The 16,133-nt window shown below is 47.9% G+C and carries 16 protein-coding genes; 10 read left to right on the top strand and 6 right to left on the bottom strand.

What is annotated here, in order from left to right; translation table 11 throughout:
* The first annotated feature begins 134 nt into the window (after positions 1-134).
* The 5 genes from ACJJIO_RS13360 to ACJJIO_RS13340 all read left to right on the top strand — a co-directional run bounded on the left by ACJJIO_RS13360 (position 135) and on the right by ACJJIO_RS13340 (position 5,378).
* Positions 135-542: an HU family DNA-binding protein gene (locus ACJJIO_RS13360; RefSeq protein WP_252084616.1), complete on the top strand. Its 408-nt coding sequence runs from the start codon at positions 135-137 to the stop codon at positions 540-542.
* Positions 543-796: 254 nt separating this feature from the next.
* Positions 797-2,527: a proline--tRNA ligase gene (locus ACJJIO_RS13355; protein WP_444908737.1), complete on the top strand. Its 1,731-nt coding sequence runs from the start codon at positions 797-799 to the stop codon at positions 2,525-2,527.
* A 185-nt stretch (positions 2,528-2,712) separates the two neighbouring features.
* Positions 2,713-3,279: a lytic transglycosylase domain-containing protein gene (locus tag ACJJIO_RS13350; protein ID WP_444908736.1), complete on the top strand. Its 567-nt coding sequence runs from the start codon at positions 2,713-2,715 to the stop codon at positions 3,277-3,279.
* Between the two features lie 3 nt (positions 3,280-3,282).
* Positions 3,283-4,350: a helix-turn-helix transcriptional regulator gene (locus ACJJIO_RS13345; protein ID WP_444908735.1), complete on the top strand. Its 1,068-nt coding sequence runs from the start codon at positions 3,283-3,285 to the stop codon at positions 4,348-4,350.
* 185 nt (positions 4,351-4,535) lie between these two features.
* The gene (locus ACJJIO_RS13340; RefSeq protein WP_444903886.1) at positions 4,536-5,378 is read left to right on the top strand and encodes a sterol desaturase family protein; all 843 of its coding nucleotides are present in this window, start codon (positions 4,536-4,538) and stop codon (positions 5,376-5,378) included.
* Between the two features lie 18 nt (positions 5,379-5,396).
* On the opposite strand, the gene ACJJIO_RS13335 is transcribed toward ACJJIO_RS13340, so the two are convergent.
* The 4 genes from ACJJIO_RS13335 to ACJJIO_RS13320 form a co-directional block, all read right to left on the bottom strand.
* Entirely contained in the window at positions 5,397-6,350 is a 954-nt protein-coding gene (locus tag ACJJIO_RS13335; RefSeq protein WP_252084612.1) for an AEC family transporter, read from the bottom strand.
* Positions 6,351-6,512: 162 nt separating this feature from the next.
* The gene (locus tag ACJJIO_RS13330) at positions 6,513-6,917 is read right to left on the bottom strand and encodes a DUF4345 family protein (protein WP_444891307.1); all 405 of its coding nucleotides are present in this window, start codon (positions 6,915-6,917) and stop codon (positions 6,513-6,515) included.
* A gap of 641 nt (positions 6,918-7,558) precedes the next feature.
* Positions 7,559-8,035 (bottom strand): Lrp/AsnC family transcriptional regulator, encoded by a 477-nt coding sequence (locus ACJJIO_RS13325; protein WP_226644702.1) that lies wholly within the window; start codon positions 8,033-8,035, stop codon positions 7,559-7,561.
* A gap of 134 nt (positions 8,036-8,169) precedes the next feature.
* Positions 8,170-9,378: a pyridoxal phosphate-dependent aminotransferase gene (locus ACJJIO_RS13320; protein ID WP_444899052.1), complete on the bottom strand. Its 1,209-nt coding sequence runs from the start codon at positions 9,376-9,378 to the stop codon at positions 8,170-8,172.
* Between the two features lie 503 nt (positions 9,379-9,881).
* On the opposite strand from ACJJIO_RS13320, the gene ACJJIO_RS13315 reads away from it, so the two are divergent.
* The 4 genes from ACJJIO_RS13315 to ACJJIO_RS13300 all read left to right on the top strand — a co-directional run bounded on the left by ACJJIO_RS13315 (position 9,882) and on the right by ACJJIO_RS13300 (position 13,099).
* Entirely contained in the window at positions 9,882-10,901 is a 1,020-nt protein-coding gene (locus ACJJIO_RS13315; protein WP_444908734.1) for a S41 family peptidase, read from the top strand.
* A 29-nt stretch (positions 10,902-10,930) separates the two neighbouring features.
* A complete protein-coding gene (locus ACJJIO_RS13310; protein WP_444908733.1) occupies positions 10,931-11,653 on the top strand; it encodes an aspartate/glutamate racemase family protein in 723 nt (240 codons plus the stop codon).
* A gap of 59 nt (positions 11,654-11,712) precedes the next feature.
* Positions 11,713-12,645, top strand: a complete 933-nt coding sequence (locus ACJJIO_RS13305) for a DUF4124 domain-containing protein (RefSeq protein WP_444908732.1) — start codon at positions 11,713-11,715, stop codon at positions 12,643-12,645.
* Positions 12,646-12,730: 85 nt separating this feature from the next.
* A complete protein-coding gene (locus ACJJIO_RS13300) occupies positions 12,731-13,099 on the top strand; it encodes a hypothetical protein (RefSeq protein WP_444908731.1) in 369 nt (122 codons plus the stop codon).
* A 507-nt stretch (positions 13,100-13,606) separates the two neighbouring features.
* Here ACJJIO_RS13300 and ACJJIO_RS13295 read toward each other — a convergent pair.
* Positions 13,607-14,047: a YqaA family protein gene (locus ACJJIO_RS13295; RefSeq protein WP_444908730.1), complete on the bottom strand. Its 441-nt coding sequence runs from the start codon at positions 14,045-14,047 to the stop codon at positions 13,607-13,609.
* 485 nt (positions 14,048-14,532) lie between these two features.
* Between ACJJIO_RS13295 and ACJJIO_RS13290 the strand changes: the two genes are divergently transcribed.
* Complete coding sequence (locus tag ACJJIO_RS13290) at positions 14,533-15,048, top strand: hypothetical protein (protein ID WP_444908729.1); 516 nt, start codon at positions 14,533-14,535, stop codon at positions 15,046-15,048.
* Positions 15,049-15,650: 602 nt separating this feature from the next.
* Here the strand turns inward: ACJJIO_RS13290 and ACJJIO_RS13285 are convergent.
* Positions 15,651-16,127, bottom strand: a complete 477-nt coding sequence (locus tag ACJJIO_RS13285) for a hypothetical protein (RefSeq protein WP_444908728.1) — start codon at positions 16,125-16,127, stop codon at positions 15,651-15,653.
* Positions 16,128-16,133 lie beyond the last annotated feature (6 nt).

Below are 16,133 nucleotides of genomic sequence, written 5' to 3'. Positions count from 1 at the left end.
CCGTGCGGCCAAACAAAAACTATATATACTTCCCACCATCACCCGCTGAGACGCCGTTTTGTGGATGCAGCGCAGCGGGAGACCGAACACACTTTTACCGGATATACACCGAACAACAAAGAAGGAAGTAAGCTATGGCAATCGCCAAGAAAGCTGCCAGCAAAACCACTGCTGCCAAAAAGGCTCCAGCCAAGAAAGCCGCTGCCGCTCCAGTTAAGAAAGTAAAAGCGATCAAAGAGAAGTTCACCAAAACCCAGGTGCTGAACCAGATCGCAGAAAATACTGAACTGTCCCGCAAGCAGGTACAGTCTGTTCTGGACGAGCTGAGCGATATTATTGAAGGCCACATCAAGAAGCGCGCTGTTGGCGAATTCTCCCTGCCGGGCCTGATGAAAATCACCACTGTGAAGAAGCCAGCCAAAAAAGCCCGTAAAGGTATCAACCCCTTCACTGGTGAAGAGACTGTCTTCAAGGCCAAGCCTGCAAGCATCCAGGTAAAAGTTCGCCCGCTGAAGAAGCTGAAGGAAATGGCTGAGTCCTAAGACTCCCAGCCTCAGGCACTAAACCCCGCAACTGCGGGGTTTTTTTATGCCCCTATATACCATCTAAAGATTGGCCATAGCCCCATTCTTAGCTACACCAATTTCCCCTTTAACCACGCCCTTATCAATATCAGCAGGGTGTAGCTTCCACAAAAAATAACCGATCCCATACGGGAGTCTATCCGGCAATATTTATTAGCTGATGAATAGCGTAAAATAACCAGCTTACCGATAATTGAACCCAGTTTATTCCTATGCGCGCATCCCGTTACCTTATCGCCACCCAGAAAGAAACGCCCAACGACGCGGTAGTAATCAGCCATCAGCTGATGCTGCGCGCCGGTATGATCCGCCGTCTCTCCTCCGGCCTCTACACCTGGCTGCCCACCGGCCTGCGCGTACTGCGCAAAGTAGAGCGTATTGTGCGTGAAGAGATGAACAGTGCCGGTTCCCTGGAAGTATTGATGCCGGTAGTACAGCCGGCGGAGCTGTGGGAAGAGTCCGGCCGCTGGCAGCAGTACGGCCCGGAATTACTGCGTATCCAGGATCGTCACTCCAATGACTTCTGCCTGGGGCCAACCCACGAGGAAGTTATTACCGACCTGATCCGCAATGAGATCAAAAGCTACAAGCAGCTGCCGGCCAATTTCTACCAGATACAGACAAAATTCCGCGATGAAATTCGCCCGCGCTTTGGTGTGATGCGCGCGCGTGAATTCACCATGAAGGATGCCTACTCCTTCCACATTGATGCGGATTCCCTGCAGGAAACTTACGACATTATGCACGGCGCCTACTGCCGCATTTTTGATCGTATTGGCCTGGACTACCGCCCGGTGCTGGCGGATACCGGCTCTATCGGCGGTTCCAGCTCCCATGAGTTCCACGTTCTGGCACAGAGCGGTGAAGACGATATCGCTTTCTCCACCGAATCCCGCTACGCCGCCAATGTTGAGCTGGCCGAAGCCTTGGCCCCTGCCGGCGAGCGCGCCGCACCGAGCCAGGAAATGCAGGAAGTACACACGCCAGGGCAAAAAACCATCGCCGATGTCAGCGAATTCCTGAACAGTGACTCCACCCATTCCGTAAAAACCCTGATCGTGCTGGGTGAATGCGAAGAGGGTGAAACCGCGCCCCTGGTTGCGCTGGTGCTGCGCGGCGACCATGAACTGAACGAACTGAAAGCAGAAAAATTGGCCGGCATCGCCAGCCCATTGCAGTTCGCCCCGGAGCAACGTATTGCCGATGAACTGGACTGCAATATCGGCTCTTTAGGACCCGTCGGCATGAAGCTCGAAACCATTGTGGACCGAGCTGCGGCACACCTGGCGGACTTTATCTGTGGCGCCAACCGCGACGATTATCACTTCACCGGCGTGAACTGGGGCCGCGACGTGGAACTCGGCCGCGTTGAAGACCTGCGCAATGTCGTTGCCGGTGACGCCAGCCCCGACGGCCAGGGCACCCTGGAAATCAAACGCGGAATCGAAGTCGGCCATATTTTCCAGCTGGGTGACAAATACAGCCGCGCCATGAACGCCACCGTACTCGATGAGAACGGCAAGGAGCAGGTCATGTCCATGGGCTGTTACGGCATTGGAGTATCCCGGATTGTCGCCGCCGCTATTGAGCAAAACCACGATGACTCCGGCATTATTTGGCCAGACGCCATAGCGCCGTTCCAGTTGGCAATTGTGCCCATCAATATGCACAAGAGCGATGTGGTACGGGAAAAGTGTGAGCACCTGTATGAATCCCTGCGCAGCAAAGGCGTGGATGTACTGCTAATGGATGAGCCCAAGGCTCGCTTGGGTGGCATGCTCGCAGATGTCGAATTGATCGGTATCCCCCACCGCATCGTTATCGGCGACCGCGGCCTGGAGAAAGGCATTGTGGAATACAAGGGCCGCGCCGATGCTGAAAGCCAGGAGTTTGCGGTATCCCAGCTGGAGGAAGTACTGCTGGAGAAATTCGGCCTGCGCTAATCTGATGGTGAAATAGATATTCCTTATCTATCTCAAAATACCTCCGTGAAATGCCAACGCAGCACTTTAAGTCCGTTGGTATTTCACAGCCCCATTCAATTCAAATGCCTCTTCCTGTCCAGATTTGCGTAAAAGGCCCATAAAAGGCGCTACCCAATCTCTCTGGATCTCGTAAAATTCCCAACATGATAAGAAAAGCTATTACCGTACTGGGGTTCTGCCTTATCTGCTGCAGTGCGATATCCCAGACTAACACCAAGCAAGTGGACCCCGAGTTGCGGCTCGCCCTGCGCGAGGCCATTACTCAGGCAGACAGCTTTGTCGATCGCTTCGATGCGGAGGTGTGGCTGATGTCAAAATCCCAGCCCCTAGCACGCTACATCAAAGACCCTAAAAGGCGCATGTACGTTCTTAAGGCTGTGCATCGCGAGGCAACCCGAGCGGGTTTACGCCCGGAAATTGTTCTAGCGGTAATCCAGATCGAGAGTGCCTTTAACCCCTACGCAGTATCCCGGGTAGGCGCGCAAGGCATGATGCAGGTAATGCCATTTTGGAAAAAAGAGATCGGCCGTCCCGGTGACAACCTGATTGATATGGATACCAACCTGCGTTACGGCTGCACCATCCTCAAGCACTACATCAAAAAAGCGAAGGGCAATCTGGCCAACGCCCTCGCCTACTACAACGGCAGCTATGGCCGCCACACCTATAGCAGTAAGGTGCTGGATGCCTGGGCCAACCGCTGGAGATAAGTCGTGACTTCAGGCTATTTATTTTTTTCCGGCGGGGCCTGCGCCTTACTCTTACTGGCCGCAACCAAGGTTTCCGTCAATCATCGACGCCTCGCGGCGGGCCGCTGGCTGATTTTGGTTTTGATCGGTGTTATCTGTTATTTACTGTTACCGACACTCCCTCCCCTTGTCGGGCTCATGGGGCTGCTGATTCACCTGCCGGTGATTCTGGTGCCCGCCGCCTTCTGGCTGTTTACCCACTTGCTCTGTCGCGAGGAAGAACCCTTTCCCCGCTGGGGCTGGATGCCTATCGGCCTCTCCATTGCCTTTAGTGTCGCCGCTAGTCACTCACCAATCCCTTTAGGCAATAGCGCCGAAGAGGTTTTTTTTAATCTGTCCCAATTTACCCGCTTAGGTCTGATTGGCCTGGGCATGCTCACTCTACTCGGGCAGTTTCACTCGGATTTGGTGGAGGAGCGCCGTCGCTTGCGCGCCATACTGTTGATTGCGGTAGGCACTTATATGCTGATCGTTATCAGTGCTGAATCATTGTTTGCCTACCGCCCCGTCCCCAATGGTGTGCCAACTCTTCACGCCCTACTCGCCAGCCTGCTGTCCCTGGCAGCCTGTTTATGGCTGCTTGCGCTCTCACCCAGCGCCCTGGGCGACTCTCTACCACAACCTGCAACAGATATCCCTGAAGAGGAAGCCCCACCTCCAGCACCTGTACCAACCTTGGATGAGCAGCAGCAGATGCAATTGGCTAAATTGCAAAAGCATATGGAAAGTGGAGGCTATCGACACACCGGGTTGACCATTCGCGAACTGGCGGAGCAACTGGATACCCGCGAGCACCTGCTGCGTACACTGATAAACCGCCACTTGGGCTATCGAAACTTCAACGAATATCTCAATCAATTTCGCATTGATGAGGCCAGCGCCCGCCTGGCCGATCCGGAACAGGCGCATCTACCAGTGCTGACCATCGCCCTGGATATCGGCTACCGATCTCTCAGCCCGTTTAATGCCGCTTTTAAGCGTCGTCACAACCAGACCCCAACCGAGTACCGTCGCGACAAGCTGCCCGCCTAAGAGGGCAGCAATTCGGAATTCGTCAGCATTTTTTCATTTTCCGTAAGCCTCAGTCAGCAAAGCCCCCCAGACTGCAAGCACTGATGCAAAAGCTCCCCATGTGGGTAGCACTTAGAATCCCAAAAGATCCTCAATATCCAACGCTGCCCCTTTAGCAACGCCGATGAAAAAGGATGGTGAAAAAGATGGATTTCTTCGCAGATGTGGCTGATTACGGAACCACCCACTTTAAATTGACCCTATTTCGCTATGTGTTGGCGGCTACTGTGATGAGTATCTGCGCGAGCTGGCTGTTTCGCGCCTGGATGAACCGGCGCCGCATCCAAAAACGGCGTGCTAGCTGGGGGGATATTCGCCGGGAAGTCAGCTACTCCATGCTGACTGTTTGTATTTTCACCCTGTTTGGCATCAGCATAAATTTGCTACAGGATATGGGGATCGCCAAGCTGTATTGGAACTGGAATGACTACCCGCTCTGGTGGAGCATCTTGAGCCTGCCTGTGGTAATTCTCCTGCATGACGCCTATTTCTACTGGACCCATCGGGCAATGCACCACCCAAAGCTGTTTAAGCACTTCCATAAGTTGCACCATATGTCGCGAACCCCAACTCCCTGGACTGCCTATAGCTTTTCTATCGGTGAAATATTTATCAACGGACTTTTCTCTCCACTGATCGCCCTAACGATACCATTGCACCCAAGTATCTGGCTTAGCTTCCTTTTCATAATGATTTTCCGCAACGCCATGCTGCATACAGGCCGCGAATTCCACCCACGCAGCTGGGTCGATGGCGTGCTGGATAATATGACCACCACAACTCATCACGACCTGCATCACCAGCGTTTTCAGGGCAATTACGGTTTTTACTTCACTTGGTGGGACCGCCTAATGGGCACGGAATTTAAGGACTACAAAGAAGTTTTCCGCCAGGCTGTAGACGGCAAACTACACGGCGGACAGCAGGTGGAAACTACCACGCTGGAACAGCACTCCGCAGATGACAACTCTGGGAAAATAACCGCCTGATCAATGGCTACAGTGCAATCACTGGCTTTCAAAGTAGAGAGTCAACGGAAGTGTTATCAAACTGATAAAAGAGGTGGCAACCACCATTGCGGATGCAACACCGCCATCGCATCCATAGCGTTTCGCCAGTACGGCGGCAATCGCCCCAGAGGGCATTGCCGCCTGTAAAACCAATAGCTCCCGCTCGATGTGCGGTAACTCAATTGGCATTGCCAGAGCCCATGCCACCATAGGCTCTGCCACCAGCTTTAACAGGACGACCACCAGGATCAGGCCCGCCAGTTGGCGCACAGCGATGGGGCGCAGGGCCAGACCGATACTAAATGCCACCAGCACTATCAAGGATTGTCCGGAAATCCGTAATATATCCTCCAGCAGCTGCACAGTAACATTCCCCTGGGGCAGGCCAAATAGGGAAATAATTGTGCCTAAAACCATCGTGATAAAAATTGGTGATACAAAGAAAGGCTTACAGGCCTGCCAAACATTGACCTGCTCTCCCTCATCCCGGCCGAAATAAATGGCCACAGCAACACCGACAGTAAATACAGATAAAAGTGCGCCATATTCACCAATGAGAACACTGTCTCTCATAACCAGAGGGTTATCGTGAAAAATCCGACGAATCAGCGATAACCCTAAAGTCGAAGAGCCGCCAAAACCCGCAACCAACACAATCGAGCCGAGGGTCTTACGCCCCAGCCCCATCAATTTACCCACTGCCCACGCAGGCACCATGATTGCAATACTCACAGCAAATAAGGCCAGTGCGGGAAGAAGAGCCTGGGAAGAAAAAGGGACTTTAATCAAGCTATGTAAAATTACTGCGGGCAGCGCAAAGTCTGTTGCCAGACGCCCAAATACTCCTTGCTCTTCTCTAAGAATCACCCCGCGACTTCGCAACCAAATCGCGCAGGCACAGAGCGCAACCAGGATAACCAGAGCTTCCACCAAACTTTGGAATTGAGACATTACTCATATCCATCAGTGACAGGATGCGGCAAACACCAGGCCAGTGCCTTTGAACACAGGCCAGACTTCTCTCAGTATTAACGCGAAAAGTAAGAACTGCCCACAGGCCAAAGTCACCGGTGAACAGAGCTAAGGGCGATCCCAGTATTTAGCTGTTTTGGATTAATGCCCGTGTTGCAGGGGAAGCCAACGAGATTCCCGATAACAGTAGAGTCCCCAAATTACCATGATCACTTCCAGGGCGAAGAACAGTAAATTGCGTTCATCGAAGCTACCGCTGGAAAACATGCCAAAGAGACGGCCAGCCGCGAATCCAATGTAAGAGATTGAGAGTGAAGCATAGGCGGCACGGCGGTGAGGGCGCATGGCCAACGCAATCAGTAAGAGAACGGCGATTGCCAACATAAAGCCGGCGTAAGTTGCAAGAAATTCGGGCACAGCGGTAGGTGAGGTAAATGTAAATCCAATAGCCGCGGCAAACGACTCCGGATTAAACAGGGCCCCAAGACCGATAGACGCAAAAGCCAATAAATTGAGAGTCAGGTAGACTCGCCCTAAATATTTCAACTGCCACTCCCCTGCACCAGCGGTGATTACCAGCCTCTTGATAGCAGCTTTCCAACCGCTGTCGCTACACAGAAGCCTGTCTAAAGTATATATGAGGTTACAGCCGCCACTCTTTCAATTGGATCACCAACCTCACAAAATGGACATAAAAGGGAGGTAAGTTCTTTAAATTCGTCACAGGATCAAGCCAGACTACTCGCCTGGCAGCTAATTCAACCGATTAGAATCCCCGAAGAAAACGGCTCAAAACAACATGGGCACCCGCCACCTAGGACAGCCCGAAATTAATCTGGCCGACTAGAGACACCACATTTAACACGCTTGTACAAGAAGGCAGGGTTTACCGCAACAAAATTGTCATACGCATGGCACAGACTGAGCAGCTCTCCGCAATCTCTAGGCTGGATAACTATTAATCATGCTCAACTCTTTGAGCTGGGGGCTTCAAGCTATTGAACAAACAGCAAAGAAAGCAAGAGAAAGGATTCTTGACCAGCGGGCAACAGTCTCTATTCGCTGTAGGTATCGTCGAAGAATAAGGATCACTTTTTGACCAGCATGTCAGAAAGTGCAAACGAAAGCCGCACCATAAAATAAGGAGCAGGCAGTGGCATTAAACCTGCCCACTGCCTGGCCTGTTCCTAATCCTGGAAGAGAAGCTCCAATGGATAACCGGTAAAAGGCTTGGTTTTCTCGATCACCAAATGCGAAGTCATACGCGAGATAGCGGCCTCCTCATTGGCCAGTAACTGCTCGGAAACCCGGTTGAAGTCTGCCGCATCAGGGCAAATAAAGCGCAGCATATAATCGAATTCACCAGACATCTTCACGCAGGAAACGATCTGTGGGATATCACTGATAATTCGCCGGAAGTTTTCACTGGTGCGCGCATCCTGGCGCTTCAGGGCCACATTCACATAAAACTCAGCGTGGCGCACCTTGTCCAGATTGATCTCGGCAAGGAACTCACGGATATAACGCTCACTGGTAAGGCGCTTCACCCTGGCCAGGCAGGCGCTCTCCGACAAGCCAATTTGTTCACTCAAATTCAGGTTGCTAATACGGGCGTTAGTTTGCAGAGCCTGCAAAATACGCAAATTATGCCGGTCAATTTTCACGGAACTGATTTCTTTTGAATCTGAAAGGGGGCAAGGATAGCGGTAATCGCCGGAGGCTGAAACTCTATAACCTCCAGAGATGAAAAAGCCAGCCCCCGGCAAGAGAGGCTGAGAGCTGGCTACCGCCACTTGGGTTAACTAGCCTGGCGATTAGCGCAGGTGACAAAACGCTCGATTCGGTCCAGAGCGCGCGACAACTCACTGTCATCGGCTGCTAGCGTCAAACGCACATGATTCACCGCACTTTCACCAAAAGGTGTACCCGGCAATACTGATACCCGCTCGGCTTCCAGCAGGGCCTCGGCGAATACCTGACCAGAGCTGGCCAACTCGGAAACATTGACCATCACAAACATACCCGCATCCGGGCTGTAACAGCTAAGCCCCGGAATTTTGCCGATTCTCTCAACGATCAAATTGCGGCGACGTTCATAGGCGTCACGCATCTGTTTCACGAAATAGGTATCGAACTCCAGGGCAAAAGCCGCAGCTTCCTGGATAAACTGTGGGCAGCCAAAGATAGTGGCTCCGGCGAATGCCGCAAGGCGCTCCACCAGGGGGCCACGCGCTACCGCCCAGCCCAGACGCCAACCACTCATGGCATGAGACTTAGACAGACCATCAATCACCACAATATTGTCCAGAGACTCTGCTGCTGTGCGCAATGAGGTATGGCGGCGGGCAAAAGTGATCATGGAGTACATTTCATCGGACACCAGCCAGATATTGCGCTCACGGCAAAAGGCAGCCAGTTCACGCAACTGTTCGGGAGTTGCCATTGCACCGGTGGGGTTGACCGGGGTATTGATCATGACCACTCGGGTCTCTTCGGTGACTGCCGCTTTGATCGAGTCCACATCGAACGCAAAATTCTGTTCCGCCGGGCAGGCTACGCGCTTTACAGACAGCCTGAGACTGTCACAAATGGGGACATAACCGATATACATCGGTTCTGGGATAACAATCTCCTCACCAGGGTTCAACAGGCAGGAAAGTACCGCGTAGATAGCATTGGTACCGCCGGGAAACACCACAACATCATCGGGATTGCAAGGGTGGGGTGATACCTTACTCTCGATATCCGCGATAGCTCTGCGCAACACCGGCTCACCGGCGGCGGGAGAGTAATGAGTCCGCCCAACACCCAGGCGAGCGCGGGCAAAATCCAGAATTGGCTCGGGGGTATCGAAGTTGGGGTCCCCCACACAGAGGAAAATGACATCCTCCCCCTTATCGGCAAGATCATGGGCCCGGTCACTGACCGCCCAGACATTGGAATCCTCACAGTTCAGAGCCTCGCTTTGAAGGCTGAATTGGGGGGTAAAATCTGTCACGTTTTTCACTATTTATCTGCCATTTATGCCTGCTAAGGTAGCAACCATCAAAGTAATCTATACCGCTATATAGCCGCATATTTCGCATTACTCAGGAGTTTCTATGGGGATTACCGCAGAAAATTCTGAAGGCATTGTCTATGCATAAAGGTGGGGTAGACTATTTGATATCAGCCGGTCATAAAATATCTATCGCAGGCGACCGAATAGCCTATTAGGCAGATGCCAGTACATCTGCTCCCTCCGATCACACACAGAAACAGATTCTCCAAACTGGCTCTATAAACGAATCCAGACTCCAAAGATGGCGCTCAGTTTAAGGCGCATTTCAACAGCAGAAGAAAAGATAAGAGTCATACATCCCTCACTTACCGCCAAGCCCCCAGTCAACCCCTCCCTACCGACTTAACTGAGGCAAATGTGCCAGAAATTATCTTTGGCAGCCTCTTTTTTCTGCAATCCAGGCCCATATATTGATTTCGAAGGAATAACGAAAACAGAGGGTTACTGTAATGAAGAAATATCTAGCGGTTGTATTCTTGCTTATCTCGTCGCACGGCTTCTCCGCCACCTTCTCAGCAGAGCAAAAAAAGTCTCTCATTGATGCCCTTGAGCTTGAGATTTCCAACCGCTATATACTTCAGGAGAACATCTCCTCAATTCGTGAAAGCTTGCAAAAAATTGCACACTCCGAGGCCCTAAAAAAAACTAAAACTCCAAAACAAACAGCCGATCTACTTACTAAGACACTGGAAAAACACGATAAGCATTTTGGTGTGCGTTGGTACGATCCAAACATCCCAAAGAAACAACCAAAGCGAGAGGATTGGTTCAGTAAACTGGCCAGGAAAAATTCTGGTTTTACGCGCGTTGAAGTGCTCGAAGGTAACATTGGCTATATCGATTTCTGGGGCTTTGATCATGTCAACGAAGCCTCAAAGAAACGTCTAGAAGCCGTAATGACCTTGATTGAAGATACCGATGCCATCATCTTCGATCTTAGAAATAATGGCGGCGGTGATGGCAATATGGGCCGCCTAATTAGCAGTTATCTTTTTGAGAAGCCCACCCACCTAAACAGTATTTACTGGAGAGCAACAGATAGCACCACCGAATTCTGGACTTTCGAAACCCTCAATGGAAAAAGAAAAGCCAAAGTGCCAGTCTTCATTTTAACCAGTAAAGATACCTTTTCGGCCGCGGAAGCATTTACTTATTATCTAAAACATCTCGGACGAGCCACAATTATTGGCGAAGTCACCAAAGGTGGAGCCCATCCCATACAATTTCTCAGCCTTGAAAAGGAGTTCAAGGTATCAATTCCTATCGCAAGAGCTGTAAATCCAATTACCAAAAGCAACTGGGAAGGTACCGGCGTTTTACCAGATATTATCGCTTCAAAAGAGGAGGCTTTTGATATTGCTTACCAAAAGTCTCTACATATCATTCAAAACACAACAAACAACCCACAACAACTCAAGGAAGTTAGTGAACAGTTAGAAGTAATGACTAACAAAGAAAAACTCAACTAGATCAGCTTCAGCCTGAGTGATTTCCTCGAATGAAGAACTTAAAGAAGAATTTAAATCAAACAAAACACATCGGTCTTGTTGGTTGCTCCTCTGAGGGCGCAGCCCTATGCTATAAGACAATTTGCACAGAAAGTGGCAAATATCTTGGTGAACATGCTCATCCCGAGATATCCATGCACACTCATTCTCTGGCTCGTTATGTAGAATATTTGGATTCCAATGATCTTCAAAGTGTTGGCGATCTAATGCTCTCTTCCGCTGACAAGCTCGAATCCCAGGGGGCCGACTTTCTGATCTGCCCCGACAATACTATTCACCAAGCCTTTAACTATGTAACAGAGAGATCCCCCCTACCCTGGCTACATATTGCCGACAGTATTATTGCTGAAGCCACTATCAAGGGCTACAGAAAGCTGGGGCTACTCGGTACCCAATGGTTAGTTGAGAGCGATGTTTATCCGTCGAAACTAGAGGCGGCAAACATAGGTTGGTTACGGCCGCCTAAGAAGGCTGTTGAAAGGATCGGGCAGCTGATTATGGGAGAGTTAGTCACTGGGGTATTTCGACAGGAAACAGTGCAATACTTCCAAGACACTATTAACAACCTTAAACAGGATGGATGTGATGCAGTTGTCCTGGGTTGCACCGAAATACCATTGATTATCGATGATAGTAATTCTGTGTTACCAACGCTAAACTCTAACCGCCTTTTAGCTGAGGCCGCGATAAAAGAGGCGATAGTAGCCTCTTGAATCAGGTGTCAGTCAAAGAATCATAGTACCAATTCTCAATTAGTTAAAAGTTTCAAGCAGTGACTCCTCACCTACCAGCTGTATTAGCTACTCTTCTGTCTCTAATTCCACTAAACGCAACAGCCAATATCTACAAGTGGATCGATGAAAATGGCCAAGTCCACTTCAGTGACAAGAAAATAGAAAATATTAAACAAGAAGTTATTAAGTCTAGAAAGCACAAGTCTGATTGGTCTCGATTTGATATTTCCGTCGAAGCCATTGACACCAACCTGAGCAATCAGGAATTAAACAGGATTGTTACAGATGTCAACCTCGTCTATGAGTTTTACGATCGCGTTCTGTTTTTTGACTTTTATAAAACGGTACCCGTTAAGGTCTTGGTTCTAAAGGATAAAAAAGCCTACTACGAACACCTAAGAAAGAGAATGGGAAAAGAACCATCAGCCTCTTATGGGATATATTTCTCTCAAGATAACCAAATTATTGTTTACATCCAAGAGGATAGAGCCAGAACATTCCGCACTATTAAACACGAGGTTAGTCATGCAATAACCGATACTGTCACTCCCTACGCCCAATCCTGGCTAAATGAAGGTTTGGCCGAGCAGATGGAAACCCTCACTAAAGTGAACGGGCAACTGCGCATCACTAGTCACTGGGAAAATTATAGATGGGTAAATCCTCTCAAGCGCCATGAGAGGCTTATGGATATCAGTACATTCCTTAGGCTCCCTAACACAAGATGGCGACATGCACAAAGAAATGGGACTGCGCCTTTACAAGCACAGGCCGGGCAATTTTTATACTTTCTATTATCAACACCAGTCGGTAAAAGCTTTGTAATTCGTTTAGTCCATAAGCTGGAGCGTGGTGATCGTACGCACTCGTATTATCTGGTCGATAAAGACTATATTGGCGGGATCAGAGGTCTGGAAATCAACTGGAGAAATTGGTTAAGTGGGGAAACTGATAAATACATCACTTTCTAAACTGAAAGATTAGTTCACTCTTATAAAATTTATTGAGCTAAAACCAATAAAAACATTAGATCGAGCATTACATACAAGACTCATCATGAAAAATCGTTTAACTATTGCAATTACACTTTTACTTTTAAGCCCACTCTCTTTTGCGAAGAATAAGGATTCATTTGATCATATGGTTGACATTGCGAGCTTCAAAAGCAAAGTATCGGGCTCCACATGGAATTACAAATGGAGGAATCGAAACTATATTTTCACTTTTGAACCCGACGGCACCATCTCCAAACTTAAAAGTTGGTCAGGGGTGACCTGGGATATCACTCAAAAAAATGAAGTCATTCTTAAAGCAAAAACTGACAATATGTACCTTTACTTTAATGAAGCCGTAACAGAATTTCAGACAGTTGACTGGAATAGAGAAAAAGCGAGCGGAGAGTTGGCATTCAAAAATAACAAATAGATCACTCACCTCAAAAATACAACCTTCTTCGCGAGTATTTTAGACGATCTCCATATTACAATACTGCTAATTAATCTAGATTTATCCGGCACATTTATGGAACATAAAATAAAAGTTTAAGGCTAGGTTTTTTTAATTTATGTACTTATAGGAACACCCCTATAATGAAAACTCTAAACTGGCAGCAGTTAGCATGACCACCATCTACTTCCAACTATACAAAAAAGGCCAGGGATAAGAGTGAGCTTATACAAATTAACAATATCTTTTTCTGTACTGATAAATACCGCACAAAAATCAACCAACTCAAAAAATTAAAAAAACTATCCCCAAACTCTTAAAACCAAGATCATCCACCTCAAATATAAAGCCAGACATTATTCCGGCATATAACTTGAAAGCTCTTGACAATCTGACCACAATCGATACTTTATGGTCATACTCTTCGAAAAAAATAAAAAAAATAATTGAAAAATCAGAAAATAACGTTACTAAAAATCATTAAATTTAAGAAACCTGCAACACCATATAACTAACAACTACATAGCGCAAAAGCTTACCTGCCGTCACCAAAATCAAAAACCATAACAGTCGTATTCTTAACACCCCAGCCATAACAGTTAATGGATCACCGACAACTGGAACCCAAGCAAAAGCTAATGAAATCAGGCCATATTTTTTAAAGCGCTGCTCAGCCTTTATAAATTCATTTTCTGACATCCTCAACCATTTTTTTATAAGACCCAAACTTGCCCAATAGCCAAGAGCATAATTCACCAATGAACCGGCCACATTACCAATTGTTGCGACAGTTACCAATGCAACTGGTGAAAGACCATTGATCAGCAGGGTGGTCAATACAATCTCTGAACTTAGCGGCAGGATTGTTGCCGCCAGAAAGGCTGAAATAAAAAGGCCGACAAAGCCCAGTTCAATCAAACTCCCCATTTAACAAAAGCATCCTTTAGGAAAACCATAAGAAACCTATAGAATTTATGCAAAATAAATGGAATCACTATCTTTCCTTTGCACTAAACCCTAAAACTGCCAACACCCACATTCATAAAATAAATATACTCCCCTTGAGTAATCATATACTTCAACTCCCCCAATACTACTAATTTACTAGCTAAATTATTAGCAAGAATTACAGAAAGGTAGAATTTCCGATGACATTTTTGGACACCCATCAAACATAAAGTATAAACCGCCAACACCATTGACAAAAGAGTACGAACCTACAAAATACTGGATATTCATCCAGATTAATGCGCGTGTAATCAATTACTCTACCGTGAAGCACCCAGATATCTCTTGACGCAACGCCTTATTACCACTGCGTATCCCGCTGTGTACGGCGAGCATTCCTTTGCTGTCGGGATACTGTATCCGGGAAAGATTACCAGCATCGGCGCGAGTGGATTGAAAATCGTATGCATAATTTGGCTGAGGTTTTTGCCCTGGATCTTGCCGCCTATGCAGTAATGAGCAATCACTACCATGTGGTACTCTATATTGACAAAAAATCTGCTGATAAGTGGTCTCTTTTCGAGGTGATTGATCGCTGGCAAAAAATATTCAAGGCCTCTAATTTGGCTCAGCGCTATCTAAACGGCGATACTCTTGATCCCTGCGAGCTTAAGGCACTAGAAGATGTCGCTTCGATATGGCGAGAACGCTTAACGGATATCAGCTGGTTTATGCGCTGCTTAAATGAGTCTATCGCTCGCCAAGCCAATGCTGAAGACAAGTGCATGGGGCGCTTCTGGGAAGGCCGTTTTAAATCCCAGGCTTTATTGGATGAAAGGGTCCTTGCCGCCTGTATGGCCTATGTAGACCTAAACCCCATCCGCGCCAATATGGCAAAAACCCCAGAAGATTCTGACCACACTTCCATTCAACAGCGTATTCGTGCAGCAATCTTGGGCGAAAACTACTTCCACTTGTAGGCGGTGAGCGGCTGAATATGCCTAAAGGACTTCCTTTTCGGCTGGATCATTATTTAGAGCTAGTCGATTGGAGCGGGCGGCACCTAGACCCTAGAAAGCGCGGGGCCATTGCTGAAAATACTCCTCCCATACTCAAGCGACTGGGTATTCCACCAAGACACTGGCTCTATCTCAACCGAAATTTTGAAAGCCGCTTTAAAGGCTTGATAGGGTCTGCTGGGACCGTACGAAACGCTTGCAGGCGACTCAATAAACGCTGGGTACACGGCATAAGCGATTGTCAGCGCTACCTTTCTGTAACACCCTGCTAATTCCCCTCCATTCTCTCGATACTGTTTCCCACGCTCACCCATAACCGCAATTTTTCTAAGGCCAGCATAGATCTTCAGCGCTTCACCTCAACTTAACTAGCAAACAGGAAGAAACAGACACTGGAACTGGCGCCAGCAACACTGCTGGCGCCTTTCTCTATTCTATGGGTGTCCGGATTTGTTCGTAGGTGAAGGTCAGAGTGATGGAGGGATGTTTGGTGTTGACTCGCGAACCGTAAAAATTAAAAAGCCCTAACTTTTAAGCTAGGGCTTTTTGTATTAACCAATAAGTTAATTAATTTTTAATAAGTTTAATTGCTTACTTGGGCCTTCTCCAGGCTTAACTAGGCGATAATAAATTGATAACTCATTAAAATTTTCCGGGATTACATACCGAGATAATTCATAATCACCATTTTCATACTTGCCAAAAACCAAATTATTAAAAGGAAGACTATAAACAAAGTTTTCACCCTCAACAGAATGTAGGTTCAAATTTATATCATCCAAATCAATATCATAATTGCTCACTTTAAGACTCGAACCATCTACGACTATTTTTTCAATAGTGACGCCCCAAACCGGATCAACATAAACATTTGAGGGTTTTGACAAAGTAACAACGAACGGCAATAAACCGTATTCAATATTCTTATCAACCTCATAAACGTTTGCAGCAGAAACCACCAATCCCATATTTTCAGACCTTATAGGTAAACTCACTAAAAGCGCAGTAACCACACTCATCATGAATACAATAAATTTCATGCAAAC

The sequence above is a fragment of the Microbulbifer mixtoriginis (SeqCode) genome (assembly GCF_052467235.1).
This window is presented reverse-complemented; position numbering and strand designations above follow the sequence as displayed.

Bases quoted from the DNA above. Each gene is read 5' to 3' on its own strand.
- ACJJIO_RS13340 (WP_444903886.1), top strand. From the start codon at position 4,536: ATGGATTTCTTCGCAGATGTGGCTGATTACGGAACCACCCACTTTAAA.
- ACJJIO_RS13295 (WP_444908730.1), bottom strand. From the start codon at position 14,047: ATGGGGAGTTTGATTGAACTGGGCTTTGTCGGCCTTTTTATTTCAGCC.
- ACJJIO_RS13335 (WP_252084612.1), bottom strand. From the start codon at position 6,350: ATGTCTCAATTCCAAAGTTTGGTGGAAGCTCTGGTTATCCTGGTTGCG.
- ACJJIO_RS13300 (WP_444908731.1), top strand. From the start codon at position 12,731: ATGAAAAATCGTTTAACTATTGCAATTACACTTTTACTTTTAAGCCCA.
- ACJJIO_RS13290 (WP_444908729.1), top strand. From the start codon at position 14,533: ATGCATAATTTGGCTGAGGTTTTTGCCCTGGATCTTGCCGCCTATGCA.
- ACJJIO_RS13355 (WP_444908737.1), top strand. From the start codon at position 797: ATGCGCGCATCCCGTTACCTTATCGCCACCCAGAAAGAAACGCCCAAC.
- ACJJIO_RS13315 (WP_444908734.1), top strand. From the start codon at position 9,882: ATGAAGAAATATCTAGCGGTTGTATTCTTGCTTATCTCGTCGCACGGC.
- ACJJIO_RS13360 (WP_252084616.1), top strand. From the start codon at position 135: ATGGCAATCGCCAAGAAAGCTGCCAGCAAAACCACTGCTGCCAAAAAG.
- ACJJIO_RS13310 (WP_444908733.1), top strand. From the start codon at position 10,931: ATGAAGAACTTAAAGAAGAATTTAAATCAAACAAAACACATCGGTCTT.
- ACJJIO_RS13350 (WP_444908736.1), top strand. From the start codon at position 2,713: ATGATAAGAAAAGCTATTACCGTACTGGGGTTCTGCCTTATCTGCTGC.
- ACJJIO_RS13285 (WP_444908728.1), bottom strand. From the start codon at position 16,127: ATGAAATTTATTGTATTCATGATGAGTGTGGTTACTGCGCTTTTAGTG.